The sequence below is a fragment of the Streptomyces sp. Q2 genome, from assembly GCF_056820935.1.
In genome coordinates this window covers 54,493-79,807 of record NZ_JBXEJE010000035.1, presented here as the reverse complement: position 1 = coordinate 79,807, position 25,315 = coordinate 54,493, and the positions used below count along the sequence as shown (strand labels likewise).

Here is a 25,315-nt window from a genome sequence, read left to right as displayed (position 1 = left end):
ACATCTGCCCCACGGGGCGCCGTCCCGGATACCGTTGCCCTCGATGGGACGTCATGGGTGGGATTCGGGGGTGGGGCGGTGGCGGCTCACCGCGCTGCTCGGTGTCGGCGTGGCGGCACTGGCCCTGGTGGTGACCCTCCTCAACACGCTTCCCGGGGGCGGGTCGGGCACCGAGGGCACCTCGCGCGACGGAGACAAGGTGCACGGCACGCCCACCGCCACCCCGGACGCGACGCAGCCGGACGTGGGATGGGGCTTCACCCACACCCAGTTCAGCGCCGACGAGGGCAGTGCGGCCGCGGTCGAGCGTGTCGAGGGGCAGCTGTCGAAGGACGGGGGCCTGCCGCAGATCCAGCACCTGATGGGCTGGGGCGCCGACAACCCCGAGCCGGTGAAGGGGCGTTACGACTTCGAGGCGATGGACCTCCGGGTCGACTTCATGCGCGCGTCCGGCGCCACGCCCGTCATCACGCTGTGCTGCGCGCCGGACTGGATGAAGGGCGGCGAGGCCGGCGTCGACAAGACCGACTGGAGTCAGGGTGCCCTGGAGACCGCCCCCGAGCGTGAGCACTACCAGGACTTCGCCGACCTGGCCGCGACCGTCGCCAAGCGCTATCCGGACGTACGCCACTTCATCGTCTGGAACGAGTTCAAGGGCTTCTGGAACGACGCCGAGGGCCGCTGGGACCACGAGGGATACACCGAGCTGTACAACCTCGTCTACAAGGCCCTGAAGAAGGTCGACAAGGACATCATGGTCGGCGGGCCCTATCTGGTCATGGACAGTCTCGACCCGAGGTCGGACAACGCGTCGGCGACCTTCAAGGGCCCCTGGGGCGCCATGGACCAGCGCACCCTCGACGCCTTCGAGTACTGGAACAAGCACAAGGCGGGCGCCGAGTTCGTGGTCGTGGACGGGTCCAGCTACACCCAGGACGACGAGCTGCTGCCCGACGAGTTCGCGGCCACCGACAAGTTCACCGCGGTGGGCGACTGGGTGCGCGCGCGGACCGGCGATCTGCCCCTGTGGTGGGCCGAGTACTACGTCGAGCCCGCCGACGGCGACGACGAGCGCAAGGGCTGGTCCGAGACCCGCCGGGTCGCCGTCCAGGCCGCCGGGATGATCGCCATGGTCAAGGGCGGGGCATCCTCCGGCTTCTACTGGAACCCGGAGCGGGAGAAGGGCTCGGACTGCCCCGGCTGCCTGTGGACACCGACCCACGGCCGCGGCGGGGGAGAGAAGCTGCCCATGTACGACCTGGTCTCGCGCTTCAGCCGGGCGTTCCCGCCGGGAACCGCCGTGGAGGAGGTGCCGGTCGACGCCGCCGACGGGGCCGAGGTCCGGGTCCTGGCGACCGACAAGGTGGTCCTGGTCGTCAACACCCTCGACCGGTCGATCCGGGCGAAGATCGACGGCAAGGACCTCACGATGCAGGCGTACGAGGTCAGGTGGCTCGAACGCCGAGCCACCTGACCCTCACTTGATCGTCATCATCCGCTGCACCAGCGCGGCCAGCAGTACCGCAAGCAGCGGCAGCGAGAACCAGAAGGTGCTCTGCAGCCAGCGCAGTTGCCGCACGCTCGGCCGCACCGCGACCCGGACGACCTCCCGTGCCGACAGCAGCACGATCAGCGCGAGCGCCGCGAGGGCCCCGACCACCGACCACGGCGTCCAGGTCACCTGGGGCCCGATGGGACCGGGATCCGCGGCCGGGACCTTGCCCTCGGGCTGCTTGCGCAGCGCGTACATCGTCACGTCCTCGTTGACGAAGACCTTCTTCAGTTCCTTCCGGTCGTCAAGGTTCTTGATCAGCCGCGGCTCCCAGCCGGTCGAGTAGCCCACGTCCAGCTGGAGGTAGACGACCTGGCTGCGGTTGACCATCAGATACGAGTTCGGGCCCGCGTCCTTGAGCGCCTTGACCAGGCCGGACACCAGCACCGGGTCGGTCGGGGCCAGCGTGGGCAGGTACTCGACCTTCTCCATGTCCTTCGCGCCCCACGGCAGCGACGGCGTCACCACGTTCACCGGGTCGTTGCTCAGCCACAGCAGCCGTGCCGTCGGATCGTCGTGGGCGTACACGTACTTCATCGCGGCGATCTCACCGGTCCGGGTCCGCTCGAAGGGCTCGTTGCCCCAACGGGCCACCAGGAAGCCGCCGATCAGCAGCAGCCCCGCCATCAGCGCGGCCAGCGGGGCGAGGCTCACCCGGTCCTTGTCGCGTTCCTCGACGGTGACGCCGGTGCGCGGGAACAGGGCGAGCCCGGCGAGCAGGGCGGCGCCCGGCAGGGCGAACATGAAGACCCGCAGGGCCATCTCGCCGCCGTAGGACTGCATGCCGAAGCCCAGGAACGGCACGAAGGTGAGCACCAGCAGTGACCGCTCGCGGTACTTGTGCTCGCGCCTGCGCCACCAGCCGTAGCAGGCGAAGGCCATCACACCGCCGGCGAGCAGCACGCGCGCGTAGAGCACGAGTTTGTGGGTCGAACTGCCGCCCTCGATCCGTCCGGACACGGACGAGGACACATTGCCGCCGACTCCGCCGACCCCGCCGAACATCTCGTCGAAGTGCCCGGACCAGTACGGCTCGGCCATGAAGCCCACCCAGGCGGCCACCAGGACGCCGAACAGTACGGGCAGCCCCCGCAGTTCGCTGCGCCCGGCCAGGACGAGCACCGTCAGCACGCCCAGCATCACGAACGGGGTGAGCTGGTGGGCCGGGACGCTCGCCGCGAACAGGCCGATCACCACCGTCAGCAGCACGGCCCGCTGGCGCCGGTTCGTCGGCTCGACCTCGATCTCGCCGGGGCGCCGCCGGGTCCAGATCACGCCCGGGGCACGGAACCAGACGAGCAGGATCGCCACGAAGACCAGGTAGAGGAGATAGGTGAAGCCCTGCGGGGAGAAGTAGTCCTGGCCGACCCAGCCGCTGAGCACGAAGATCCAGATGCCGGTCCACTTGGCCCGCCAGCCCGCCCGCATCGAGCGCACCAGCAGGAACATCGGCGCGAGGTAGAGCAGTTGGATGGCGAGCGGCCACCAGCGGATGATCTCGGTGAAGTCGTCGACCCCGCACGCCTTCAGGACGAACGCGGCGGCGGCGAAGAAGCCCGGCCAGCTCCAGCGCGCGTCCAGGTCGGGCACCGCGGACCCGGTCCGGTCGATGTAGTCGAGGAAGCCGAGGTGCTGCCAGGCCGTCGCGAACCGGGGCTCGGCCTCGATGACGGCGGGCAGCGCGTGCAGCGAGACCACCGTGGCGAGCAGAGTGACCAGCAGCAGCGCCCGGTGTTCGCGGCCCAGCCACAGCAGCGAGGCGAAGACCACGACCAGGAGCCCGGCTCCGACGAGCGTGGCCGTCGGCAGCACGGAGATCAGCCCGAGCCCGCCCATCCGGTCCAGGTCGGCCTCGCCCAGCCGCAGCGCGGGCACCCAGTACAGCAGGAGCGCGGCCGTCAGCAGACAGCCGAGGACCACACCGAGACGGGTGGGCAGCAGGGACCGTGGCCCGGACAGCACGTCGGGCTCCGGGGCCTCTTCGGGGACGGACGTCTCCCGCGCCTCTTCGCGTACGGGCGTCTCCTCTGCCTCTGCGTCGTGCTCTGCGTCGGTCTCGAACGGCGCGTCCACCTCCGCCTCGGCCGGACCCAGCGACGCCTCCGAGCCCGGTTCCCGGGCCTCGACCGGCAGCCCCAGCTCCGGCTTGCGCGCCCAGGTGGGCCGCCGGTCCTCGGGCACCGCGGGCGTCCCCGTGGGTGGGGTGCCGGGGCCCGGGCGCACGTCGGGCCGGCGTTCCAGGTGGTCGAAGTCGACGTGGATGCCCAGGGCGAGGGTGTCCTGGTCGAGCGCCCAGGCGGTCCCGCGCTTGTGCGGCGCGGCGTGAACCTCGCGGGTACCCAGGTCGGCGAGGTCCCCGTCGGGGGCGGCGCCCTCGGGCAGCTCGGCGTCCGGCGCACGGACGATTCTGTACAGCCTGGGCGCGGCGAGGGTGACGATCACCGCGAGGGCGGCGATCTCCGCGACGCCCGCGCCGGTCAGGCCCATGCGGGGGAGCAGCAGCAGCGTCAGACCGAGCACCAGCAGGCACAGCAGGCCCTGCAGCCAGGCGAGTCCGGCGGTGCGGCTCTGCGCGCGCAGCACGGCGAAGTACGTCTCCATGACGACCCGCAGGAGTCCGCCGACCGCGAACCATCGCAACAGCGGGGTGGCCGCGTCCGCGTAACCCGCGCCGAAGACGCCGAGGATCCACGGCGCCCCGAAGAACAGCACCGCGGCCACCGGCAGCATGATCCGCGCCATCCGCTTCAACGCGGCCCGGGTGTTGGAGGCCAGCCGCCGCGGGTCGTGCGAGCCCTCGACGGTGAGGGAGGCACCCATGTTGATGGCGAGCAGGTTGACCGTGCCGCCGATGGTGGCGGTGATGTAGAAGTACGCGTTGTCCTCGGAGCTGACCTGCGAGGCGATGATCACGGGGACGAGGTAGACCACGGCGAGCGAGAACAGCGAGCCGGTGTAGTCACCGGCCAGGAACCGCCCGACCTCCCGCCACGTCGGCGGATGCGCGTGCTCCTCGGTCGCCCGCACCTGCCGGGGCACCAGACGCCGGAACACCAGCCAGCCCAGCGGCAGCACGGAGAAGGCGATCGCCGCGACCCAGGACACGAACACGCCGGTCGTGGGGATGGCCACCGCGAACGCGACCAGCAGCCCCAGCTTCACCGCGGAGAACACCGTGTTGCCGACCGGCACCCACAGCGCGCTGCGCAGCCCGGTCAGCACCCCGTCCTGGAGCGTGAGCAGGTTCCAGGCGACGACGGCCACGACGAACCCGAGCGCGCTGGCCGGCCCGTTCAGGAAGCGGTACGAGGGCCCCCACACGTCCAGCGTCAGCAGGAAGACCCCCGCGGCCAGCGCCACGACCACCGAACTGCCGGTGTACGTACGGAAGATCAGCCGCCCGGTGGCCCGGCCCGCGACCGGGATGAAGCGGGCCAGTGCCCCGGTCAGGGTCACCGCGGTCAGACCCGCGAGCAGCTTCATCGCGGCGATCGCGGCGGAGCCCTGGCCGACCGCCGCCTCCGAGTAGTAGCGGGCAGCGGCCAGCCAGAACCCGAGGCCGAGCACCGCGGAGATGCCGGTGTTGAGCATCAGGGCGTAGGCGTTGCGGAACAGCTGGCTGCCCCCTGGCGACCGGCCGAGCCCGGGCAGCCGGAGCCTGCGCCCCGACTGCTCGGGCGCCCCGGTCGCGGGCGAGGTGTCCTCGGTCGTGGTCGTGGTCGTGTCAGACACGGGAACGGATGGCCTTTCGGCGGACCTGGCGTGCTCTGCGGACCAGGGCGTACCCCTTGGTGAGGGCACGGTCCCCGGCGAAGTTCCGGGCGATCCCACGGCCCTGAACGAGCCGCGCGAACTCCTCGACGCCCGTGCCGCGGCGCACGGTGACCCGTTGCAGGGCGTACGGCCCCTGGCGGCGCCGCGCGAGGCTGTTGCCGACGGCGAGCGCCTGGCCGTACCCCGTCTCGCGCACCGCCTGCCGCACCCGGCGGCTGGAGTAGCCGTATGGGTAGGCGAAGGAGGCCGGGGCGGTGCCCAGTTCGTCGGTGACGATCTCCCTGCAGTGGATCAGCTCGTGGCGCAGTGCGGCGTCGTCGAGCTGGTCCAGCTGCGGGTGGGTGTGGCTGTGCCCGCCGATCTCGACGTCCGCCGCGGCCAGTTCGCGGACCTGGGCCCAGTCGAGCATGGTGTCGAGGCCGCCGCCGGTGTCGTGCGGACCGCGGATCCAGCCCGTGGAGACGAAGACGGTGGCGGCGAAGCCGTGCCCCGCGAGGACGGGCAGGGCGTGCCGGTGCACGCCCTCGTAGCCGTCGTCGAAGGTGATCAGGACGGGCCGCGCGGGCAGTGGGCGGCCACCGCGCCACCGGGCGGCGAGGTCGGCGGTGGTGACCGGGGTCAGGCCCAGGTCACCGATCAGCGCCATCTGGGCCGCGAAGCCGTCGGGTGTGACCGACAGTTCGCGGGTCGCTTCGTTCGGGTCGGTGCCGATCGCGTGGTACATGAGGATCGGCACGGGTGCCTCAGTCATGTCTTCCCCCCTCGCTGTCCGACAGCCGAGCCACCGTGAAGGTTGCCCCGCCCCGGCGGGCCCGCACACTTCCCACCACGTATCCGCCCGCCGCCGTGAGCACCCCGGCCACGATCGCGCCCGCCCGGCCCGCACCGCCCGGCCGGGCCAGCAGGGCGTCCCGCAGCCCGCGCGCCACCCCGGCCGGCAGGACCCGGGTGGCGTACCGGCGCTCCGACTCCAGCCCCTTGTCGGCGCCGACACTGCGCGCCACCAGGGCCTTGGACAGGCCCTCGGCGTACGCGCGGGTGCGGAAGTACCCGAAGTGCTCGCGCGCTTCGGGCACCCGGTGGTGGATCACCGCCCGGTCGTCGATCAGCAGGACGGCGTCCGGCCGGGCGCGGGTGAGGCGGATGCACAGCTCCGTCTCCTCGCAGCCCAGCGGCCGTTTGTCGCCGTCGCGGCCGATGCCGGTGGCGAAACCGCCCGCCGCGTCGAAGGCGCTGCGCCGGAAGGACGCGTTGCCGCCGAGCACGTTGCGCACCTTCACCAGGCCGGGCGGCAGCCCTTTGTACGTGCAGCCCACCACCCAGTCGAACTCCGCGGGGAACCAGGCCGGCCGGCGGCCCGAGGCCCAGATGGGCTCCGTACGGCCGCCGACGGCCATCACCCGCGGATCCGCGTAGGCCTTGGCGAAGTGCGCGAGCCAGTCCCGCTCGGCGACGGCGTCGTCGTCCAGGAAGGCGACGACCTCACCGCGCGAGGCGGCGATGCCGGTGTTGCGGCCGGCGGACAGCCCGCGCGGGCCCGCGTTGGCGAGCACCCGCACCGGCGTGCCTGCTCCGGACTCCTTGTACTCCTTGGTGAGCCGGTCCAGGAGCGCCGCGTTGTGGTCGACGACCAGCAGGGTCTCCAGGGCCGGCCGTGACTGCGCCCGCACCGAGGAGACCGCCGCGAGGATGTCCTGCCAGCGGTCCTCGGTGTAGACGCAGATCACGACGGAGATGTCGGGACCGCTCAAGACGCCTCTCCCCGGACCGAGTCGAGCATCGGGGAGTGGTGCCTGCGGCTGCGCAGGGCACGCCGGTTGGAGCGCTCCCGCAGGATCACCTTGAGCACCCTGATCCCGTCCCGCACGGCCCGCAGGTTGCTGGTGCCGTGGATGCGGAGGTACTCGTGGCTCGGTATCTCCTGCACCTTGAGCCCTGCCTTCACGACCCGGATGTTCATCAGGGTCTCGACCTCGAAACCGGTGCAGTCGAGGTCGATCTTGTCGAGGCAGTGCCGCCAGAACGCGTTGTAGCCGTAGCAGAGATCCGTGTAGCGGGCGCCGAACTTGCGGTTGACGGTGGTGCACAGCGCCCAGTTGCCGAGCTTGCGGATGAAGGTCATGTCGTCGGTGCCGCCGCCGTTGGCGAAGCGGGACCCCTTGGCGAAGTCCGCGCCCGAGACGAGGGCGGAGACGTAACTGACGATCTCGTTGCCGTCGGCCGAGCCGTCCGCGTCGACCATCACGATGATGTCGCCGGTGCAGGCGTTGAACCCGGTGATCAGGGCGTCGCCCTTGCCCTTGCCGCGCTGTTCGACGACCTTGACGTCGGGCCACAGCTCGCGGGCGACGTCGACGGTGTTGTCGGTGGAGTTGCCGTCCACCAGGACCACTTCGTGGATCCAGTCCGGAAGGGTCTTGAAGACGTAGGGGAGATTCTCCGCCTCGTTCATGGCGGGAATCACCACGCTCACCGGCGGCGCGATGGCCAGGTGAGAGGAGATCGGTCGGTAATGGCTGGTCACGAAGGCGTCCTGGCCCGATGTGGCCGGTCGCAGGTCGAAGCTCATGAGTCTGGTCCCTCTCGTCCGGTGGACCGCCCGCCCCTGGGCGGCCCGGCTATGTGTCCGGTTCGAAAGGGGGGTTTCTCACCCACGGCACCACGGAATGGAACTCCGCACCCACCGGGTGAGCTGGCAAAGCTGGCCGGCCTCCGACAACGGCTGCCGACCGCGCGGCACGACTCGGTCACAAGTACGGTCACCGAGCACGGCACCCCCCTACCGCGCCCCGCGCCGGGCCATCGCGGTCCTTGAGCCCTCCCCTAGAGCCGCTTGATGATGGACCGATGCGGGTGAGATGTACGACGGTATTGACGATTGAACCCGTATGGCAAGACCTGGAACGAGGCCTCACGTTTTTGTTGGTTTGACCGTTACCGACGGGACGAGCGGATCTTTCCCGCCCGCTTGAGCAGTTTGTCGGCCGGTTCGAACAACTCCGGCCGGGACACCACCGCGTTGCGCAGTGCCCGCACCGGAGCGCGGCGGACGCGATGTCCGACCGCCACCGGGTGACGCCTGGTCACCCATCCCTCGGACACCTGCAGCTCACGTGTCTTCAGGGAGTCCTTGTATTCCTTCTGACCCCGCCCCAGGTCGAGATAGGCGATGCCGTCGGCGGCCGCCGCCTCGGCCATCCGCAGATGCAGCACCAGGCCGGGGGAGTACTTGGAGAACGCCGGGTCGTAGGCCGGGAACCAGCACGCGAGCACCCGCTCGGTGCGCAGCCCGAAGTGCGCGGCGATCGGCTTGCCGTCCGCGTACAGCACGGACAGGATCCCCGCGAACGACTCGGAACGCGTGTGGAACAGGTGCTGCACGAGCCGGGTGATCCAGTCGTGCGCGAAGCGGTCGCTGCGCCCCGTCCTGCGGTACTGCGCGGACTTCCAGTTCATCAGGGTGCGCAGGGCCGCCGGATCGCGTTCGTCGTGCACGTACGTCACCTCGCCCGCGTCCCGGCCGAGCCTGCGCTCCTTGGCCAGCGTGGTGCGGGTGAACTTCGGTGACTGTGACCGGAGTTGGGTCAGGTAGGCCTCGTAGCCCTGGTCCACGTCCATCACGGGCGACGGGAAGGTGCCGGTGGCGTCGGCCTCGAACGCCCGCTGGCCCTCCACCAGGTGGTCGAACTCCCACAGGGCGAGCCCGCAGGCCTTCAGCAGCTTCCGGGCGTCCCAGGCGAACCCGGGCCGGTGCACCACGCCCTGGGCGTCGGAGATGCCGAGCCCGATCGCCCGGCCGATGCCGGTGGCGGTCCGCTGGTACGGGAAGAACGCGGCGACCTCGCCGGCCTCCCGCACCACCGCGATCCGTACCCCGCGCCGGTAGCGGCCCACCGCGAGCGCGAACTCCGGGGACAAGAACGGGTTCGCCAGCTCCGGGGAGCCCAGCAGATGGGCCTTGGACTGCATCGCCGTCCACGCCGTCCGGTCGGCCGCGCTCAGCTCGCCGGGGCGGTACACGCTGATGTCCACGTCAGATGCCCTGCCTTGTCGTCGTACGGCCACGCGGCCGGCGGAGCAGAACCAGCAGGAGGAGCACGCAGCTGATCGCGGTCACCGCCACGATCCCGCCGCGCACCGACCAGCTGTGCAGGGCCAGCATGGCCTGGGCCACCAGCATGTTGACGACGACCGAACCGGCGAGCGCGGCGATGGTCCGGCCGAAGGGTTCCAGGCCGCGCAGTGCGGCGCCGATGGCCGCGGCGGGCGCCACGAGCAGGAAGAACAGGGTGAGCGGGCCGCGCAGGGGTGAGTCGGAGCCGGCGAGTGCCAGGACCGCGCCGAACCCCCCGACGGCCGTCGCGGCGCCCGCGAGCAGCGGAGCCAGGTCCCTCCCCGGTCCTGGCCGCGCCCCCTCGGCGCCGTCCGTCGACGCTGTTGAAGATGTCTTGCCACGTATGGACTGCATTGGCGACTTTGCCCCCCGAAGCGCCGGATGCCGGGCTTCAATGTCGCTCAGTCGCGCGGGGGCCGTCAAGATGCCGAAGCCGGACGTACCGGTCGGTGGCCCACTTGGTACCCGCGTTCCCCGGAGACGGCCCGCGTCTCCGGGGAACGGTCGTTCAGATCAAGCGAGTTGGCGCTTCGGTGCTCACGGCACGATCTTCAGCAGGCGGTTCGGGGAACCGGTGCCCGGGCTGGTGACCTTGCCGGTGGTCGAGCCGTTGACGAGGGCCGTGGCGACCTGGGCCGGGGTGGACGAGGTGTGGTTCGCCAGGTAGACCGCGGCGGCGCCCGCGACGTGCGGGGTCGCCATCGAGGTGCCGGAGATGGTGTTCGTCGCGGTGTCGCTGGTGTACCAGCCCGCCGTGATGGAGGAGCCGGGGGCGAAGATGTCCAGGACCGAGCCGTAGTTCGAGTAGCTGGCCCTGGCGTCGGTGCTGGTGGTGGCGCCGACCGTGATCGCCGAGGCGACCCGGGCCGGGGAGTACGAGGAGGCGTTGGCGCTGCTGTTGCCGGCCGCGACGGCGTAGGTCACGCCGCTCGCGATGGAGTTGGCGACCGCCGTGTCCAGGGTGGTGGAGGCGCCGCCGCCGAGCGACATGTTGGCGACCGAGGGGCCCGAGTGGTTGTTGGTCACCCAGTTGATGCCCGCGATCACACCGGCGGTGGTGCCGGAGCCGGCGTTGTCGAGCACCCGGACCGCCACGATCTTCGCCTTCTTGGCGACGCCGTAGGTCGAGCCCGCGATGGTGGTGGCCACATGGGTGCCGTGGCCGTTGCCGTCGGAGGCGGTGGTGTCGCCGTCGACAGCGTCGTAGCCGTACGAGGCACGGCCGCTGATCTGGGAGTGGGTGATGCGCACACCGGTGTCGATGACGTACGCCGTCACACCGCTGCCGCCGGTGTCCGGGTAGGTGTACGTGCCGGACAGCGGCAGCGAGGTCTGGTCGATGCGGTCCAGGCCCCAGGGCGCGCTGGACTGGGTGGTGTCGGTGAGCTGGACGCGCTGGTTCTGCTCGACGACGGCCACCGACGGGTCGGCGGCGAGTCTCTTGGCCTCGGCGGCGGAGAGGGTGGCGGTGTAGCCGTTCAGCGCGGCGCCGAACGTCTTGCCGACCGAGCCGCCGTACTCCTTGATCAGGCTCTTGCCCTCGCTCGAGGAGGCCTTGAAGCCGGCGTCCTTCTTGAGCGTGACGATGTAGCTGTCCTTGATCGCCGTGGGGGAGCCGGCGGCCAGGACCTTGCCTTCGGCCGGGGCGGCCTGGGCGGGGAGGGCGGTGAGCCCGCCCACGAGGGCGGCGGTCGCCAGGCTGGTTATCGCGGCGAGCCGGACCTTCTTGCTACGCAGTTGTGCCATTCGAGGGAGTCCTCCTCATAGGCGACGCGGGCCTGGGTGGGGCGCGCGTCTGTGGGGGGTGCGCGCGTTCGTCGCGCACACGGCCGTGGAGCGTCGCGTTCCGTTCCATGGCTGAGTAAAGAGTCAGTGGTCTACGGGTGTAGATCAAGGGACTTGACGCCCTGTCACGCGTTTGTCATGGACGCGTAATGAAACGTGTCATGAACGCGTCCGAAAAGTCTTGGCATGAACACTTCCCGTCAACACGCGTAGTTGCTACGACGGTTGTGGCAGAGATCCTGCTAAAGGGAGGTTCCATGAGACGTTCCCGATTTGCCGCATACGTCGGCTCGCTCCTCCTGGCCGTCGGCACAGCCCTCACCGGGGCCACGACCGCGCAGGCAGCCCAACTCGCCGCACCCGGCGGGTATGTGGCGCTCGGCGACTCCTACTCCTCCGGAGTGGGAGCGGGCAGCTACCTGTCCGCGAGCGGCGACTGCAAGCGCAGCACGAAGGCCTATCCCTACCTCTGGGCCGCCGCCCATTCACCCTCGTCGTTCGACTTCACCGCCTGCTCGGGCGCCCGAACGGGTGATGTTCTCGCCAATCAACTCACCCCGCTCAGCGCCGCCACCGCCCTCGTCTCGATCAGCGTCGGAGGCAACGACGCAGGCTTCGCCGACGTCATGACGACCTGTGTGCTCCAGTCCGACAGCTCCTGCCTGTCCCGGATCAACACCGCGAAGGCGTACGTCGACTCGACGCTGCCCGGCAAGCTCGACAGCGTCTACTCGGCGATCCGCTCCAAGGCACCGGCCGCCCGCGTGGTCGTGCTCGGCTACCCCCGCTTCTACAAGCTCGGCACCACCTGCGTCGGCCTCTCCGAGACCAAGCGGAAGGCGATCAACGACGCGGCCGACTACCTCGACACCGCCATCGCCAAGCGTGCCGCCAACTTCGGGTACGCCTTCGGTGACGTCCGCACCACCTTCGCCGGCCACGAGATCTGCTCCGGCAGCTCCTGGCTGAACAGCCTCAACTGGCTGAACGTCGGCGACTCGTACCACCCGACGGCGGCCGGACAGTCCGGCGGCTACCTGCCGGTGTTCAACGCCCAGGCCTAACCCCTCAGGGCGACGGCGACGTGGAAGCGGAGGCCCCGTCCGACGGGGTCTCCGTCACACAGGTCACCGAGAACGGCACCGAGTTGGACGTCGTCTCCACCGGCGAGCGCACCTCGACACTGATCTCGTTCTCCAGGCTGCCGCTCTCGTCGTTCGTCGTCACGAACGCGGTGTCCTGCTTGGTCAGGCCGCCGCCCTTCGGGAACGAGAGGGTCTTCCACCCCTGATCCATGATCTGGCCGTCCTTGGACACCCAGCGGTACGTCACCTCCGACGGCAGGCTGCCCACCGTGAGCGTCGCGGTGAAGGCGGGCGCCTCGCCCTGCGGGGGCGGGCAGGTGCCGGTGTACTCCGTGTGCGAACCGGCCAGCGTGACCTTCACCGACGGGGACGGCGCGGCGCTCGTGGGGCTGCTGCTCGGGCTCGGACTCGGGGAGCGGGTCGGCTCCGCCGAGTCACTTCGGTCGGGGTCGCTCACCGACGGCGAACTCAGACCGGACGACTCGTTCTTGGGGCCCCCGGCCTCCTTGCCCTCGTCGTTGTTCAGCAGGGCGTACATCAGTCCGGCGACGGCCAGCGCGAGCACGGCGATGCCCGCGATCAGGACGACGGCGGCGCGGCGGTTGCGATGCGGCCGCCGGTCCGTGGTGGCCGTGCCCCCGGACTGCGTCCAGGGAGGCGGGACCGGACCCGTCGGCGGCGACTGGTCGCGGCTCGGCGGGTGGGTCGGCGGGTACGACGGCTGCTGGTGCGCGGCCGTCGTCGGCGCGTAGGGGGAGGCCTGTATGGCGTCCCCGCGGAGCGTGCCTCCCGCGCCGATCACCCGCAGATCCTGCTCGGCCCGGTCCGCGGGCAGCCGCTCCGACGGCTCCTTGCGCAGCAGCCCCTCGATCACGGGGGCGAGCGGACCGGCCCGGCGCGGCGGCGGCAGCTCCTCGTCGACGATCGCGCGCAGGGTGCTGAGCGGCGTGTTCTGACGGAACGGCGAGCTGCCCTCGACCGCCGCGTACAGCAGCACGCCCAGCGACCACAGATCGGACTCCGGGCCGGGCGTGCGGCCCAGCGCCCGCTCCGGTGCCAGGAACTCGGGCGAGCCGATGACCTCGCCGGTCATCGTCAGCGCGGAACTGCCCTCGACCATGGCGATGCCGAAGTCGGTGAGCACCACGCGTCCGTCGTTCGACAGCAGGACGTTGGCCGGCTTCACGTCCCGGTGCAGCACCCCGGCCTCGTGCGCGGCCCGCAGCGCGGCCAGCACGTCCGCGCCGATATGGGCGGCACGCTGCGGGGCGAGTGGGCCCTCGGCCTCCAGGAGCTCGGCCAGCGAGATGCCGCGGACCAGCTCCATGACGATCCAGGGGCGGTGGTCCTGCGTGGCCACGTCGTAGACCGTCACCACGTTGGGGCTGGAGATCCGGGCCGCCGCCCACGCCTCCCGCTCCAGCCGTGCGTACATCCGCTCGATGTCGGCGCCGGGCAGTCCGGAGGGCGCGCGCACCTCCTTGACGGCGACCTCGCGGTTGAGCAACTCGTCACGGGCCCGCCACACCGTTCCCATGCCGCCCTCGCCGAGCGGGGCAAGGAGACGGTAGCGGCCCGCGATCAGACGTTCACTGCCCGGTTCTTCGGACACGGGCTCCCCCTCTTCGCATCCGCGAGATATCTCCACAAAAGTAGCTCAGCCGAGTGCGGATGCCGCCCCCTTGAGCACCAGTCCGGCCCCAAGGGCCACGACGACGAGCGCCGACCCCAGCGGTGCCGTCCGGCGGACCAGGGCCGTCAGCGGGCTGTTCGTCCAGCGCGGGCGTCCGTCCAGCACCCGGGTCACCCCGGTACCCAGCTTGACGACCGCGAAGCCGGCCGCGGTGAGGGTGAGGGCGAGCCCGACGCCGTACGCCACGACGAGCAGCAGCCCGAACCAGGCCTGGCCGAGCGCCGCCGCGCCGACGAGCACGACGACCGCGGACGGACTGGGCACGAGGCCGCCGGCGAAGCCGAGGAGGATCGTGCCGCGGAGAGTGGGGGCGGTGGCGTGGGTGTGGGTGAAGCCGCCGTGGGTGTGCTCGACGGCGTGGGGGTGGCTGTGGGGGCGGTCGCTTTCGTGGTGGTCGTCGTGGCTGTGGTCGTGGCTGTCATGGGGGTGTGGGTGCGGACGCGGGTGCTCGTGTGCGCGGCCGGAGGGAGTGGCCTGGCCGTGGGCGCCGACCAGGACCGGCGTGCGCTCGGGGGCGTGCTCGCTGTCGTGCGGGTGCGGGTGCGGATGTCCGTGGTCGTGGGGATGCGGATGGTCGTGATCGTGATCGTGGCTGTGGTCGTGCGGGTGGGCGTGTCCGTGGGCATGCTGTCGGTTTCGCCAGGCCCGTCGCACCAGGGTCGCGCCCGCCACCGTCACCAGGACGCCGCTCGCGACGCCCAGCCACGCGATCACCGAGGGCGCCGCCGCCGAGCCGGCCGTGACCAGCAGTCCGAGGGCGACCACACCGAGGGTGTGGGTGACCGTCACCGAGGCGGCGAGGGGCAGGACGTCCTTCATCCGGGCCTTGCCTCCTCGGGCGGCGGCCACGGCGGCCATCAGGGTCTTGCCGTGGCCCGGTGCGAGGGCGTGCATGGCGCCGAGGGCGACGGCGATGAGGAGGGCGAGGGCGGCGAAACCGACGGTGAGGTCGTGGCGGGCGACCAGGGAGTCCAGGGCCCGGGTCCAGCGGTCGGCGCCGCGCGGCAGGACGGAGGCGGCGGGCGCGTCCCCCTGCTCCTCGACGAGGGCCGGGCCGCCGGGCCGTACGCGCAGGGCTGCGGTCGTCGTGTCGGCGGGGGAGGAGAGCAACTCCTCGGGGTACGTGGTCAGCTCGCCGGACAGCGACTTCGTCGGTACGTCCGACTCCGTGAGCGTCGTGCGGTCGCCGCGCGCGGTGATCTCCCGCCAGCCGGGGCCGGCGTCCGTGGCCGCGCTGCGGAAGCCGAGGGTGACGGTGTCGTCCTCGGGGAGCGGTGCGGTGAGGCGGCACTCCACGCGGAGGGTGTCCAGGCCGGCCTGGCCGGGGCGCAAACGCGCGTGACTGCTCTGCGCGGTGAGGACGACCGTACGGCCGTCGACCGTGACCCGGCTGTCGCCGGCGGCCCGCGCACACCGCTGCCGGGCCCACTCGGTCATGCCCAGCTTCTCGATGTCCGGCCCGGCCTGGGTCGCCGGGATCTCGGCGAGGTCCTCGACGTGGTCGACGCGCAGTGCGCCGGGGGTGGTGACGAGGCCGTCGTAGTGGTTGACGGTGAAGTTGCCGAGGGGGTGGGCGCCGGCCGTGCCCGAGGGGACGAGCACGAGCGCGCCGGCCGCCGCGAGGACGGCCGCGGCGGAGGCGAGGACGCGTCGACGGGGCTGGGACCGGGGTCGGGGCTTCACTTGGCGGCCTCCAGCGTGTTACGGGCCTCACGGGCGCCCAGGGGCGAGAAGCCGGGGTTGAGGTCCAGGGCCGCCTTCAGGTGGCTGCGGGCGTCCTTCTCGTTGCCCGTGGCGTGTTCGATCACGCCGCGGTGGTACAGGAAGGCGGCGTTGCGGTAGCCGGTGGCCGTGGCCCGGCGGGCGTACGGCAGGGCCTCCTCGTCGCGGCCGTTGACGTGCAGGGCCCAGGCGAGGGCGTCCGCGGTGTGCACGGTGTGGCGGCGGGCCCATTCGGCGCGGGCGGCGCGCAGGGCCTCGGCCTTGTCGCCGTGGTCGGCGGCGGCGAGCGCGGTGTCGAGGTCGGCGTTGACACCGCCGGCGCGGGCGAGTGCCGTCCAGGCGTCCACGAGGGCGTACTGGTCGCCTGCCTTGGCCCGGTCGCCCTCGGCGCCGCGGGCCTCGTACAGCTCGCCGAGCCCGACGAGCGGGCCGGGCAGCGGGAAACGGGCCACGACGGCCTCCATCCCCTTGATCGCATCGGCCCGGTCGCCGCTCGCGGCCTGGGTGCGGGCGCGGCCCTCCAGGGCGGGCAGGTAGGTGTCGTCGGCGGCGAGGGCACGAGCGTAGTGGGTCAGTGCCGTCTCGTACTCGCCCTGGTTCCAGGCGAGTTGACCGAGGGCGGTGGCCACGTACGCCACGTCTGCGGGGGTGGTGGCGGAGGCGAGCGCCTGCTCCAGCACCCGCCGCGCGGTGGCCACGTCGCCGCGCAGTTCGTGGACGTACGCGTACCGCGTGAAGACCGGGATGCCCGGCCGGCGGGCGTCCGCGAGGTCGGCGGCCTTCGCCGCGTCGTCGTAATGCCCGAGTTCGACCAGTGCGTCGATACGGGAGGACAGGGCGCGCTCGCTGTAGGGGTTCTGCTTCAGCGCCTGGTCCGCGTACGTCAGCGCGTCCTCGAAGTCGTGCCGGGCCGCGGCGAGGGCGGCACGGCCTGCCAGGGCCTGGACATTGTCCGGCTTCAGGCCGAGGGAACGCTTCAGTGCTCGCTCGGCCTGCGGATAGCGGGACGGGTCGCCCTTGGTCCTGGCCTGCTCGACATAGGCGAGACCGAGGGTCGCCCAGCCGCCGAAGTCCCGTGGCTGCGACCGCAGGTGAGCCTGCAGCGCGGTGATGCTCGCGTCGAGATCACCCCCGGTGAGCAGTTCGGGCGACACGGCGGCGGGTGCCGAGGCGACCACCGCCGTCCCGCCGTCCCGCACGGCACCGACGGCCACGGAACCGGCGGTGAACGCGATGGCCAACAGCACCGCGCACCCGGCGAGTTGAGCGCCTCGCCAACGCCGCCCGGCAGCCCCGACCCGCCGCACGGCGGCGACGCGCTCTTCGACGGCGACGATCTCGGACCCCTGGGCGGACCGACTCGCCTCCGGCGCGGCTCGGGTACCAGTCCGAGGGCCCGCTGCGGCTTCCGCCTCCGGCCGGGTTGCGCTGGACGGCTGGGCCGCTTCCGCGTCAGCCCCGGCTTTCGGCTGAGCCGCCTTCGGCGTGCCCTCGGCGTCCGACCGGACCTCGGTCGCCAAGTCGGGTGCCTCCGGGACGGACTGGGCTTCCGGCGCGTCGCGCGTTCCGGCCCAAGGCCCGGCCTTCGACGCGGCGGCGTCCGGCACGGCTTGGCCGGCAGGCCGAAGACCCGTCGACGAGGCGTCTGCCTCCGTCCGGGTCGCGCTCTGCGGCTGGGCTGCTCCCGGTTCGACCTCGGGTTTCGGCGGGGTTGTCTCGAGGGTGCCCTTTGCTTGCGGCGGGGCGGTCTCCGGCGTGCCTTTCGCGTCCGGCTCGGCTGCGTTCGGCGCGGCTTGCTCCGGATCGAGGGCGGTTGGCGCGGTCACAGGATCCGGGCCGGCGCCCGTCCCCGGCACGGTGGCCGCACTCGCCCCGACCACGATCACCGGCACTGCAGCCGCGGCCGCACCGCCTTCGTGTTCCGGCGCCGGGCTGACAGCCGCACCGCCTTCGTGTCCTGGCCCCGCGTTCATCGCCGCACCGTCTTCTCGTTCCGGCCCCGCGCCCATACCCACACCGCCCTCGTGTCCCGGCTCCGCGTCCACGCCCAGCCCGCGCTCCGGCAGCGTCGTCGGTTCTGCGCCCTGGGTGTCGTCCGGTGCGCTGTCGTTCGTACGCCGGGCCATGCCCTCTCCTCGGTCGGCTCGCTGTGCAGGGAAGTGGCGGCGCGGCCCGCGCCGTGGGGGATGGTTGGGTGCGGGCCGCGCCAGTCGGTGGGGAGTACGGATCAGTACGCCCGGCTCCTCATCCGGCGCCACCACATGAGGGCCGTGCCGATCAGGAGGATTCCGCCCGCACCGGCGCCCGCGGAGGCGGCGATGAGGGTGGTGTCGTCGGATCCGCCCGCACCGGCCGGCTGGAGGGCGTCGCCGATCTGGCTGCGGACGTCGGCGCCGTCGGTCGTGCCCTTGGCGAGCGGGCCGCGTGAACCCTCGGTCGGGAGGGCGACGTACGGGAAGGCCTTCTCGAAGTCCTTGTCGTTCTTGTCGACGGCGTCACCCAGGTCGTTCTTGGCGCCGAGCAGTTCACCCTCGACGACCTGGAGCGAGGCGTCGATGACGTCGTCGGTGAGGCGGCGTCCGTTCGGGAAGCCCGCGTTGTCGCCGTCGAGGACGCCGAGGCGCTTGGGCTCGGCGACCGGCTTGATCGAGGTGTTCAGGCGCAGTTCCTCGGCCGCGACCACGTGCGGCGGCTGGTTGAGGCCCTTGACACCCTTGAGGAAGACGTCGACGAGGTCGTTGCGCGGCTCGTCGGGTGCGTCGATCTTGTAGATCGCCTCGATGAGCTTCGGCAGCTCCGGGTTGGTCACGTTCTTGAGGAACTGGGCGTCGTCCCAGGGCGCGGACGCGTTGAACTTGTCCTTGTCCTTGATGGGGTTGACGACCTCGTTGACCAGCGGCATGCCCAGGCGCGAGACCTGGGAGTAGTAGCCCTGGGCGTTCTTGCGCTGGGTGGTCGACCAGATGCCGACGATCGGCTGCTCGGCCGACTCGGTGATCATGTGGGTCGGGACCTGGAGGGCGATGGAGTTGACGTTGTAGCCCTTGAGCGTGTCGTTGCCGACCTCGGTGAGGTTCCCGCCGTACAGCAGGTCGAAGACGCGCAGGTCCAGGAAGAACGGGTCGTCGGCCTGGCCGGCGAACGTCGTCGAGCCGCCGGGCAGTTCGTGCACCGCCTGCTCGCGCAGCTTGGCGTAGTCCGGCATGGACGCCTTGCCGACGTTCGACGGTGCCACCGGCACGTCGTCGGCGACCTTCGTCTTCGACACCAGGTGCTGGTCCTTCAGCTTCACCAGGTCGATGTCGTACGTCTGCGTGATGTTGAGGTCCGGGTCGTCCAGACTCTCGACCGGCCCGGTGTTGTAGAGGAACGTCTTCTTGTTCTTGACGTGCGTCTTGAAGGTGAAGCGGTACAGCAGCTCACCCTGCGCGTCACCGTTGTTGTCGATGTGGATGTCGTACTGCGCGTCCTCCGCGAACGGGAAGAAGTTCGGACCGCCGGCCGGCTCCTCGAAGGGGATCCAGTTCGCCACGATCGTCGTCGTGTCCGGCTTGTCCGGGCTGACGAACGCGTACACGTCCGTGTTGTCGTACTGGGGCTGCCCCGAGATCAGGGGAGCCTCCCGGTGGCTGGAGGCGGCGGCCGCCCCCGGTTCCAGCGCGGCCACGCCGGCGGCTGCGAGCCCGCCGGCGGCCAGCGCACCACATACGAGGGTCGCGAGGTGCTTGCGTCCCGCACCGCTCCTGGAGATAGGTGTCATGCCGTCCGTCCTCAGTCCAACTTGCCTGACGCCGGGTGATTCGGAGCGGGGGTGGGGCCGGATTGGTCGAATCTGAAAAGACTTTTTCTGCCTGCTGACCCGCGCTTTCGGCCCGCTGATCCGTAACCCCATCCGGAGGTGTGTTCGTTGCGAATACCGCGTGGGACGGGGCGGGCAGGGTGCGGTGTGCGGAGAGGGGGAGCCGGGGTGGAGGCGGACGAGCTTCTGGTCCTCGTGGCGAACGGTGACCAGAGGGCGTTCGAGGAGCTGTACGGGCTGGTGTCCGGGCCCGTGTTCGGGCTCGTGAGACGGGTCGTACGGGATCCGGCGCAGTCGGAGGAGGTGTCACAGGAGGTGCTGCTGGAACTCTGGCGGTCCGCGGGGCGGTTCGACCCGGGGCGGGGCAGCGCCCTGTCGTGGGTGCTCACCCTCGCCCACCGCCGGGCCGTCGACCGGGTGCGCAGCGCCCGCGCGGCCGGCGAGCGCGAGCAGCGGGAGGCCCGGCGGGCCCATCACCCCGCCTTCGACCAGGTCACCGAGGAGGTCGAGGCCGGCCTCGAACGCGAGTTGGTGCGCCGCTGCCTGAACCGGCTCACGGCCCTGCAGCGCCAGTCCGTCACCCTCGCTTATTACGAGGGGTATACGTACCGTGAAGTGGCCGAGCGTCTCTCCTTGCCGCTCGGCACGGTGAAGACGCGGATGCGTGACGGACTGACCCGCATGCGCGACTGCCTGGGAGGTGTGGCATGAGTCTTTTTCGCCGAGAGGACGTCCACTCCCTGGCCGCGCCCTACGCCCTGGACGCCCTCGAACCCGACGAGCGACGCCGTTTCGAGAAGCACCTGAAGAAGTGCGACAGCTGCACCGCCGAGGTGCGCGCGATGGCCGAGGACGCCGTCCGGCTCGCCTGGTCGGAGGCCGCGGCGCCGCCGCCCGCGATGCGCGAGCGGGTGCTGGCCGCCGTACGCGCGACTCCGCAGGTGACCGCCCCCCGGCAGGAGGCGGCGGCACGCGCGCGTACGCCCCAGTTGCCGCCGCACGTGTGGGGCGTGCAGCCGCCGCCGCGCGTACGTGAGCGGCGGCGGATCCCCCTGTTCGTGCCCTTGGCGACGGCCACCGCCGCCGCGGCCCTCGTGGTCGCGTCCCTGTTCGCCGTACAGGCGGGGCAGACGGAGGACCGACTGAACGCCGAGCGGGCCCAGGCGCGTGAGATCGCCCACGTTCTCGCGGCCCCCGACGCGCGTGCGACGACGGGGCAGGACGCCGACGGCCGCAGAATCGGAGTGATCGCGTCCGCATCCGAGGGAAGCGCGGTCGTCACCCTGAGCGGGTACGGCGACCTGCCGAGCGATCGCGTGCGCCAACTGTGGCTCATGCGCCCCGACGCGCAACCGCGCTCCCTCGGGCTCTTCGACGACGACACGCCCTTGGTCGCGTCCGGTCTCGACACCGCCGCCACGTCACTCGCTGTGACCGTCGAGCCCGACGGTGGCTCACCGCAACCCACTACTCAGCCGGTTGTCCAACTCGCCCTGAAATCAGTTGGATTCGGAGAGTGATCAAAGAGGAGTCGTCAACCTGCTTACAGGGAAGGTGAATCCTGTGACCGCGATACACGAGTGCCCCGAGGGGGCGATAGGGTTACCCTGCCCGGGCCGGGTGGACTCGTACGGGTGGGGAGTGACATGGAACAGATAACGGTACGCAGCAGGGCACGTGTCCCTGCGATCACCTGCGGGAGCAGCGCGACCAGTTCGCGCCTCGACCGCCATCTCTCGGTACTGGGCGGTCCTGCCGTCCCGCAACGGGAGACGGTTGAGGCGACCTCGTTGATGCGTGAGCTGACCGCACGTGACACCCCGCGCGAGCGCAGCCCCAGGGGTGCGCGAGTGAGCCGCGTCCTGCTCTTCGCGCCACTGCGCCGACTGCGCCGTTCGCTGTTCGGCGACCGCTGAGTCTTCCGCTCAGACGTTCCTGATCCGCGCTCAGGCGACCACACCGCTCCGGGCAGTGCTGCGATCCCGTCGTCCGTCATCCCCACGGCATGCAGCGGCGTCCAGGTGTGGTCGCCGAGCGCGGATACGTTCCTTCCCTTTCCTCCCGTCGCCCCCGCGTTCAACCCCGCAGGTCCGCGAGTTCAGCGCTCGCCGTGCGCGTACCGGTGCACGGCGAGCGGCACGAACGCCGCCAGGAGCACTGCGCACCAGGCCAGCGACCCGGCGACGGGATGCGCCACCGGCCAGGCCGCCCCCTCCGGTATCGGGGCGTTGCCGAAGAGGTCCCGCAGAGCCGTCGTCACCGCGCTGATCGGATTCCACTCGGCGACCGTCCGCAGCCAGCCCGGCAGGCCGTCGGCCGGGATGTACGCGTTGGACAGCAGCGGCAGCAGGAAGGTCGCGCCGCCCAGCTGGCCCGCGGCCTCCTCGCTCCGGGTGAGCAGGCCCAGGAAGATGCCGATCCAGGTGGTGGCGAACCGGAACAGCAGCAGCAGACCGAAGGCGCCCACCGCCTCAAGGGCGCTCCCCTCCACGCGCCAGCCCACCGCGAGGCCGACCAGCAGCAGCGGAACGGTACCGGCCGCCGTGACGACCAGGTCCGCGACCGCCTGCCCGAGCGGTACGGCCGCCCGGCTCATCGGCAGGGTACGGAAGCGGTCCATCACGCCCCGGTGGGTGTCCCCGGCCGCCTGGAACATCCCCGTCATGATCCCGTTCGCGGCCGTCGCCACCAGCAGGCCCGGCAGCAGGAACGCGCGGTACTCCTCGCCCGGCATGGCGAGCGCGCTGCCGAAGACGTAGCCGAAGAACAGCAGCATGCTGATCGGCATGGTCTGGGTCAGGACCAGCAGCCCCGGGTTGTTCCGCATCCGCCGCAGCTGGCGGCCCAGCATCGCCGTCCCGTCGTAGGCCAGTGTGGTCATGCCGCACGCTCCTTGTCGTCGTCGGTCAGCCGGAGGAACACGTCGTCGAGGGTCGGCGGGCGCAGGCTCGCGTCCAGCAACGGCACACCCGCCGCGTCCAGTTCGCGCACCAGGCGGGGGAGCGTGAGTGTCGAGTCGCGGCTGACCGCGCCGACGGCGTTCCGCTCGTGGTCGAACGAGGGCTGGGTCCCGGTGAGTTGGTCCAGCACGGCCGCCGCCTTCGCCAGGACGTCCGGGTCCGCGACGACGACCTCGACATGGGTTCCGATGAGGGACTTGAGCTGGGCCGGCGAGCCCGTGTGGGCGACCCGCCCCTGGTCCACCAGGGCGATGTCGTCGGCGAGTTGGTCGGCCTCCTCGAGGTACTGCGTGGTCAGCAGCACGGTCGTGCCGTGGGCCGTGAGGTCGCGCACGGCGTCCCAGATCAGGTGCCGGCTGGAGGGGTCGAGTCCGGTGGTCGGCTCGTCCAGGAACAGCACCTCGGGGCGGCGTATCAGGCTCGCCGCCAGGTCCAGCCGGCGCCGCATGCCGCCCGAGTAGGTGGACGCGGACCGGTCGGCGGCCTCGGTCAGCCCGAAGCGGTCCAGGAGCTCGCCGGCCCGCTCGGCCGGCCCCCGCACCCGGTGCAACCGGGCGAACAGACGCAGGTTCTCGCGCCCGGTCAGGTCCCCGTCCACCGACGCGTACTGCCCGGTGACGCCGATGCTGCGCCGTACCGCCGCCGCCTCCCGTACGAGGTCGTGCCCGGCGATCCGCGCGGAGCCCGCGTCGGGGCGGAGCAGCGTGGTGAGCAGTCGCACCGCCGTGGTCTTGCCGGCCCCGTTCGGTCCGAGGATCCCGCAGACCGTGCCGGTGGCCACCGCGAGATCCAGGCCGCGCAGGGCGTGGACGCCACCGAACCGCTTCTCCAGACCTTCACTAAGTACAGCGTACGTAGAAGTCATGTCCCGACCATAGCGCACTACGTACGCTGTACGTAACTAGGATGGGGGACGAGGTGATGATCGATGGCGGGCCGAGCGGCCGTACCCGAAGTGATCTGGGCCCGTCCCGAGCGGGCGGGCCGGGGGCCGAAACCGGCGTTCACGCGCTCCGACGTCGCGGCGGCGGCCGTGCGGATCGCCGACGCTCAGGGGCTGGACGGCGTCTCGATGCGCCACGTCGCGGCCGAACTGGGCTGCGGAACGATGTCGCTGTACAACTACGTGCCGCGCAAGGAGGACCTGTACGAGCTGATGCTCGACGCCATCGGCGCCGAGCACGAGATGCGCGAGCCCTCCGGCGACTGGCGCGCCGACATGCTGCGCAACGCCCATGAGACCCGCGCCATCATGCGCCGCCACGCGTGGGTGCCGCGCCTGATGGCGGGGGTCTACGGCTTCAGCCCCAACACCCTGCGCTATCTGGAGCACTGCCTGGCCTGCCTCGAACCGCTCGAGCAGCCGTACAGCGTCAAGATGGAGCTGGTCGCGCTGCTCAACGGCGTCGTGACGACGTACACCGCGAACGAGCTCGCCACCGCCGAGCGCACCCGCTCCATGCCCTGGTCCGAGGAGGAGGAGAACGCGGTCCGGATCGCCTACCTCGGCAGCCAGGTGGCCACCGGCGCCTATCCGCGGCTGGCGGCGGCCTTCATGGAGGACTCGGGGCCGATCGACCTGGAGGCGGTGTTCGAACGGGCGCTCCAGCGGGTCCTGGACGCCTTCGAGCCGAGGGGCTAGGGGCTGGGGAGGCGAGCGGTCAGATCAGGGTGATCTGGCCTTCCGGGCCTTCCTCGTGGTGGTCCAGCACCGACGCGGGCCTGCGTGCCGCCTCCGGCACCGGCAGGACTCCCGCCTCGCGCAGCTCCCGCGCGGTGATCGGCGAGGTCACCGTCAGTTCCTCCTGGCGCGGCCTCAGCTCCGCCAGCAGCGCCAGCACCGTGATCAGCTCCAGCAGCTCCGACGTCCACGCCTGGGGCCAGGTCGCCGGGCGGATCGCCTCCAGCGTGCCCGGCTCGGGGTGGGCGGTGCGGGCCGTGAACCACTGCTCCAGTACGCGCGTTCCGCTCACCTCGAAGTCCCAGGACTGAGGCGGCACGGGGGAGATGCGGCCCTCGTCGAGGTACAGGGCCTCCTCGTCGCGGTCGTAGTGCAGGGTCAGCGGCCGGGAGGGCAGGGGTGCGCGGACGTACGGGCGGCGGCCGCCGGGCAGTTTCGGGCGGTCGCCGTCACGGCGCATCAGCCACAGGGCGCGGTGGCCGAGTTCGACGCCGTGCGCCCAGAGCCCGGGGTCCTCGGTGAGGGGGACGGTGAGGCCGGGGCGTAGCGCCGTCACGGTCCAGGCCAGCAGGTCCGCCGGGGTGGGGGAGAGGCCGAGACGGGTGGCCAGGTGGTCCAGCAGGCCCGGTGCGAGGTTGGGCTCCTCGCCCCCGGGGCGGCGGTAAAGGGGGCGGACGCGGCCGGGACGCAGGAGCGGGAGCAGGGAGGTGGCGTGGACGAGGGGGCCCGGGCCGTCGGGCGTCTCCGTGACGAAGACCTGGTGCTCGTCCGCCACCCGCCACAGCTCGGGCCGGGCCGCGTCGATCAGCCGGTGATCGGGGATCAGCCACTGCTCGTCGAAGGGCGCCTGCAGTACGCGGACCGGTTCCGGGCACGGGCCCGAGGCGCGGGCCAGCCTTTCCGTGCCGCCGGAGCGGCCCGGCAGTCGGCCGACGGCAGAACGCAGGGTGCGTGAGCGGGTCGGCTCGAACAGGGCTTCCCGGTCCGGGCCCTCGGCCTTCATCAGGGCGTCCCAGCGGGCTCTGAGCGATGCCGCGTCGGGGCCCGTCGGCCACGCCCGGCCGAGCCGCGGCGGTGCGACGGACCACGGCATGAGGTCCGCCAGCGGCGGAGCGTCGTCGTGCGTCACGCACGGCATCGTACGACCTGC

At 71.6% G+C, this 25,315-nt stretch carries 20 protein-coding genes; 6 read left to right on the top strand and 14 right to left on the bottom strand.

What is annotated here, in order from left to right; translation table 11 throughout:
- Positions 1-43 precede the first annotated feature (43 nt).
- Positions 44-1,474: a GH39 family glycosyl hydrolase gene (locus tag ACWBNA_RS33830; protein ID WP_482708330.1), complete on the top strand. Its 1,431-nt coding sequence runs from the start codon at positions 44-46 to the stop codon at positions 1,472-1,474.
- A 3-nt stretch (positions 1,475-1,477) separates the two neighbouring features.
- On the opposite strand, the gene ACWBNA_RS33825 is transcribed toward ACWBNA_RS33830, so the two are convergent.
- The 7 genes from ACWBNA_RS33825 to ACWBNA_RS33795 form a co-directional block, all read right to left on the bottom strand.
- The gene (locus ACWBNA_RS33825; protein WP_482708329.1) at positions 1,478-5,284 is read right to left on the bottom strand and encodes a lipopolysaccharide biosynthesis protein; all 3,807 of its coding nucleotides are present in this window, start codon (positions 5,282-5,284) and stop codon (positions 1,478-1,480) included.
- A complete protein-coding gene (locus ACWBNA_RS33820) occupies positions 5,277-6,077 on the bottom strand; it encodes a polysaccharide deacetylase family protein (protein WP_482708327.1) in 801 nt (266 codons plus the stop codon). The genes ACWBNA_RS33825 and ACWBNA_RS33820 overlap by 8 nt, the downstream gene beginning before the upstream one ends.
- Positions 6,070-7,077: a glycosyltransferase family 2 protein gene (locus tag ACWBNA_RS33815; protein WP_482708326.1), complete on the bottom strand. Its 1,008-nt coding sequence runs from the start codon at positions 7,075-7,077 to the stop codon at positions 6,070-6,072. The genes ACWBNA_RS33820 and ACWBNA_RS33815 overlap by 8 nt, the downstream gene beginning before the upstream one ends.
- Complete coding sequence (locus ACWBNA_RS33810; RefSeq protein ID WP_482708325.1) at positions 7,074-7,895, bottom strand: glycosyltransferase family 2 protein; 822 nt, start codon at positions 7,893-7,895, stop codon at positions 7,074-7,076. The genes ACWBNA_RS33815 and ACWBNA_RS33810 overlap by 4 nt, the downstream gene beginning before the upstream one ends.
- 365 nt (positions 7,896-8,260) lie before the next feature.
- A complete protein-coding gene (locus tag ACWBNA_RS33805) occupies positions 8,261-9,358 on the bottom strand; it encodes a GNAT family N-acetyltransferase (RefSeq protein ID WP_482708324.1) in 1,098 nt (365 codons plus the stop codon).
- Between the two features lies 1 nt (position 9,359).
- A complete protein-coding gene (locus ACWBNA_RS33800) occupies positions 9,360-9,794 on the bottom strand; it encodes a hypothetical protein (protein WP_482708323.1) in 435 nt (144 codons plus the stop codon).
- Between the two features lie 183 nt (positions 9,795-9,977).
- Positions 9,978-11,186, bottom strand: coding sequence for a S8 family peptidase (locus ACWBNA_RS33795; RefSeq protein ID WP_482708322.1), 1,209 nt, complete (start codon positions 11,184-11,186; stop codon positions 9,978-9,980).
- A 296-nt stretch (positions 11,187-11,482) separates the two neighbouring features.
- Here ACWBNA_RS33795 and ACWBNA_RS33790 point away from each other — a divergent pair, with 296 nt between their 5' ends.
- Entirely contained in the window at positions 11,483-12,289 is an 807-nt protein-coding gene (locus tag ACWBNA_RS33790) for an SGNH/GDSL hydrolase family protein (RefSeq protein ID WP_482708321.1), read from the top strand.
- Positions 12,290-12,293: 4 nt separating this feature from the next.
- On the opposite strand, the gene ACWBNA_RS33785 is transcribed toward ACWBNA_RS33790, so the two are convergent.
- The 4 genes from ACWBNA_RS33785 to ACWBNA_RS33770 form a co-directional block, all read right to left on the bottom strand.
- Positions 12,294-13,922: a serine/threonine-protein kinase gene (locus tag ACWBNA_RS33785; protein WP_482708320.1), complete on the bottom strand. Its 1,629-nt coding sequence runs from the start codon at positions 13,920-13,922 to the stop codon at positions 12,294-12,296.
- Positions 13,923-13,967: 45 nt separating this feature from the next.
- Positions 13,968-15,686, bottom strand: a complete 1,719-nt coding sequence (locus ACWBNA_RS33780; protein ID WP_482708319.1) for a HoxN/HupN/NixA family nickel/cobalt transporter — start codon at positions 15,684-15,686, stop codon at positions 13,968-13,970.
- Positions 15,683-17,581: a tetratricopeptide repeat protein gene (locus tag ACWBNA_RS33775; RefSeq protein WP_482708354.1), complete on the bottom strand. Its 1,899-nt coding sequence runs from the start codon at positions 17,579-17,581 to the stop codon at positions 15,683-15,685. The genes ACWBNA_RS33780 and ACWBNA_RS33775 overlap by 4 nt, the downstream gene beginning before the upstream one ends.
- Before the next feature lie 371 nt (positions 17,582-17,952).
- Positions 17,953-19,485: a DUF4331 domain-containing protein gene (locus ACWBNA_RS33770; RefSeq protein ID WP_482708318.1), complete on the bottom strand. Its 1,533-nt coding sequence runs from the start codon at positions 19,483-19,485 to the stop codon at positions 17,953-17,955.
- Between the two features lie 207 nt (positions 19,486-19,692).
- Between ACWBNA_RS33770 and ACWBNA_RS33765 the strand changes: the two genes are divergently transcribed.
- The 3 genes from ACWBNA_RS33765 (at position 19,693) to ACWBNA_RS33755 (ending at position 21,440) form a co-directional block, all read left to right on the top strand.
- The gene (locus tag ACWBNA_RS33765) at positions 19,693-20,235 is read left to right on the top strand and encodes a sigma-70 family RNA polymerase sigma factor (protein ID WP_482708317.1); all 543 of its coding nucleotides are present in this window, start codon (positions 19,693-19,695) and stop codon (positions 20,233-20,235) included.
- Positions 20,232-21,044: an anti-sigma factor gene (locus ACWBNA_RS33760; protein WP_482708316.1), complete on the top strand. Its 813-nt coding sequence runs from the start codon at positions 20,232-20,234 to the stop codon at positions 21,042-21,044. Before ACWBNA_RS33765 ends, ACWBNA_RS33760 begins: the two co-directional genes overlap by 4 nt.
- 126 nt (positions 21,045-21,170) lie before the next feature.
- Positions 21,171-21,440: a hypothetical protein gene (locus tag ACWBNA_RS33755; RefSeq protein WP_482708315.1), complete on the top strand. Its 270-nt coding sequence runs from the start codon at positions 21,171-21,173 to the stop codon at positions 21,438-21,440.
- A gap of 182 nt (positions 21,441-21,622) precedes the next feature.
- Here ACWBNA_RS33755 and ACWBNA_RS33750 read toward each other — a convergent pair whose 3' ends face one another.
- Both ACWBNA_RS33750 and ACWBNA_RS33745 read right to left on the bottom strand, forming a co-directional pair.
- On the bottom strand, positions 21,623-22,405 hold the full coding sequence (locus tag ACWBNA_RS33750; RefSeq protein ID WP_482708314.1) for an ABC transporter permease: 783 nt from the start codon (positions 22,403-22,405) through the stop codon (positions 21,623-21,625).
- Positions 22,402-23,349 (bottom strand): ATP-binding cassette domain-containing protein, encoded by a 948-nt coding sequence (locus ACWBNA_RS33745; RefSeq protein WP_482708313.1) that lies wholly within the window; start codon positions 23,347-23,349, stop codon positions 22,402-22,404. Before ACWBNA_RS33745 ends, ACWBNA_RS33750 begins: the two co-directional genes overlap by 4 nt.
- A gap of 63 nt (positions 23,350-23,412) precedes the next feature.
- Between ACWBNA_RS33745 and ACWBNA_RS33740 the strand changes: the two genes are divergently transcribed.
- Positions 23,413-24,126: a TetR/AcrR family transcriptional regulator C-terminal domain-containing protein gene (locus ACWBNA_RS33740; protein WP_482708312.1), complete on the top strand. Its 714-nt coding sequence runs from the start codon at positions 23,413-23,415 to the stop codon at positions 24,124-24,126.
- Positions 24,127-24,145: 19 nt separating this feature from the next.
- On the opposite strand, the gene ACWBNA_RS33735 is transcribed toward ACWBNA_RS33740, so the two are convergent.
- Positions 24,146-25,303: a type ISP restriction/modification enzyme gene (locus ACWBNA_RS33735; RefSeq protein ID WP_482708311.1), complete on the bottom strand. Its 1,158-nt coding sequence runs from the start codon at positions 25,301-25,303 to the stop codon at positions 24,146-24,148.
- Positions 25,304-25,315 lie beyond the last annotated feature (12 nt).

What these genes read in the sequence shown, in the direction of transcription:
- ACWBNA_RS33830 (WP_482708330.1), top strand. Translation starts at nt 44, where the DNA reads ATGGGACGTCATGGGTGGGATTCGGGGGTGGGGCGGTGGCGGCTCACC.
- ACWBNA_RS33820 (WP_482708327.1), bottom strand. Translation starts at nt 6,077, where the DNA reads ATGACTGAGGCACCCGTGCCGATCCTCATGTACCACGCGATCGGCACC.
- ACWBNA_RS33810 (WP_482708325.1), bottom strand. Translation starts at nt 7,895, where the DNA reads ATGAGCTTCGACCTGCGACCGGCCACATCGGGCCAGGACGCCTTCGTG.
- ACWBNA_RS33800 (WP_482708323.1), bottom strand. Translation starts at nt 9,794, where the DNA reads ATGCAGTCCATACGTGGCAAGACATCTTCAACAGCGTCGACGGACGGC.
- ACWBNA_RS33795 (WP_482708322.1), bottom strand. Translation starts at nt 11,186, where the DNA reads ATGGCACAACTGCGTAGCAAGAAGGTCCGGCTCGCCGCGATAACCAGC.
- ACWBNA_RS33790 (WP_482708321.1), top strand. Translation starts at nt 11,483, where the DNA reads ATGAGACGTTCCCGATTTGCCGCATACGTCGGCTCGCTCCTCCTGGCC.
- ACWBNA_RS33770 (WP_482708318.1), bottom strand. Translation starts at nt 19,485, where the DNA reads ATGACACCTATCTCCAGGAGCGGTGCGGGACGCAAGCACCTCGCGACC.
- ACWBNA_RS33760 (WP_482708316.1), top strand. Translation starts at nt 20,232, where the DNA reads ATGAGTCTTTTTCGCCGAGAGGACGTCCACTCCCTGGCCGCGCCCTAC.
- ACWBNA_RS33755 (WP_482708315.1), top strand. Translation starts at nt 21,171, where the DNA reads ATGGAACAGATAACGGTACGCAGCAGGGCACGTGTCCCTGCGATCACC.
- ACWBNA_RS33750 (WP_482708314.1), bottom strand. Translation starts at nt 22,405, where the DNA reads ATGACCACACTGGCCTACGACGGGACGGCGATGCTGGGCCGCCAGCTG.
- ACWBNA_RS33745 (WP_482708313.1), bottom strand. Translation starts at nt 23,349, where the DNA reads ATGACTTCTACGTACGCTGTACTTAGTGAAGGTCTGGAGAAGCGGTTC.
- ACWBNA_RS33740 (WP_482708312.1), top strand. Translation starts at nt 23,413, where the DNA reads ATGGCGGGCCGAGCGGCCGTACCCGAAGTGATCTGGGCCCGTCCCGAG.
- ACWBNA_RS33735 (WP_482708311.1), bottom strand. Translation starts at nt 25,303, where the DNA reads ATGCCGTGCGTGACGCACGACGACGCTCCGCCGCTGGCGGACCTCATG.